The organism is Klebsiella sp. KE9456 (assembly GCF_043832615.1).
Taxonomy (GTDB): Bacteria; Pseudomonadota; Gammaproteobacteria; order Enterobacterales; family Enterobacteriaceae; genus Klebsiella; species Klebsiella indica.
On the sequence record NZ_JBDYQK010000056.1, the window covers coordinates 1 to 1,201 of the forward strand.

Below are 1,201 nucleotides of genomic sequence, written 5' to 3' on the forward strand. Positions count from 1 at the left end.
CAACATTCTTTACACCAATACTGCCCAGAACTTCACCTAAAACGATTAAACAGCTTGATGCTGGCCTCTAAGGCGCTGATTGAATGTAAGACACTGACCTTGACTGAGTTAGGTCGAAATTTACCAACCACGGCCCGAACCAAGCACAACATCAAGCGCATTGATCGTTTGCTCGGCAACACGCATCTGCATCAAGAACGGTTAGCTGTCTACCAATGGCATGCCAGCCTCATCTGTTCTGGTAACCCTATGCCGATTGTGCTCGTCGATTGGTCAGACATCCGAGAGCATAAACGCATCATGGCTCTGCGCGCCTCAATAGCCTTCAATGGCCGCTCTATTACCCTGTATGAGAAGTCCTATCCCCTATCAGAACAATGCTCTAAGGCCTCCCACAACGGTTTTTTAGCGGACTTAGCCAAGATTTTACCTTTGCATGTTACCCCTCTCATCGTGACTGACGCGGGGTTCAAAGTGCCTTGGTACAAAGAGGTTGAGGCGCATGGTTGGTTTTGGCTAAGCCGTATTCGCGGTACAGTTCAATTTGCAGATATTGGCGCTGAAAATTGGCGTGCAGTTCGAAGTACACATGACTTGGCCAACGGTCAAGCGAAGAGCCTGGGTTGTAAGACTTTGACCAAAACTAACCCTATCAATTGCCATCTCACGCTTTATCGTAGCAAACCTAAGGGGCGTACAAATCAGCGTTCAACGAGGACTAATTGCCACCATCCATCGGCAAAAACGTACTCAACATCGGCGAAAGAGCCTTGGGTGTTAGCCAGCAATTTACCACCAGAATCTCGGAGCCCAAAGCAGCTGGTAAACCTGTACGCCAAACGTATGCAAATAGAGGAAACCTTTCGTGACCTCAAAAGCCCGGCATACGGCTTTGGCTTACGCCAAAGTCGTACCAACAGTCCAGAGCGATTCGACATCATCCTACTGATAGCGTTGATGGTTCAATGCCTGTTGTGGCTAGTTGGTTTACACGCACAGCAACAGGGCTGGGATAAGCATTTTCAGGCCAATACCATTGGGCATCGAACGGTACTCTCAACGATTCGCTTGGGATTGGAGGTACTCAGGCGGCCTGATTATCAAATCACGGAGAAAGAATTGCTGGCGGCCTGGGTATTATTCGCCAATCAGTTGCTCAAATATGGCTATGCTATGGCTGATTTATGAGGGGATCCTTCAG

Annotated in this window: 1 protein-coding gene; it reads left to right on the forward strand. The window is 48.6% G+C overall.

The window, feature by feature from the left end; all coding sequences use genetic code 11:
- Window positions 1–1,188 (forward strand): IS4-like element IS10A family transposase (locus tag ABK821_RS25240; protein ID WP_032446888.1); only part of this gene is annotated, 1,188 nt, incomplete at its 5' end.
- Window positions 1,189–1,201: the final 13 nt, after the last annotated feature.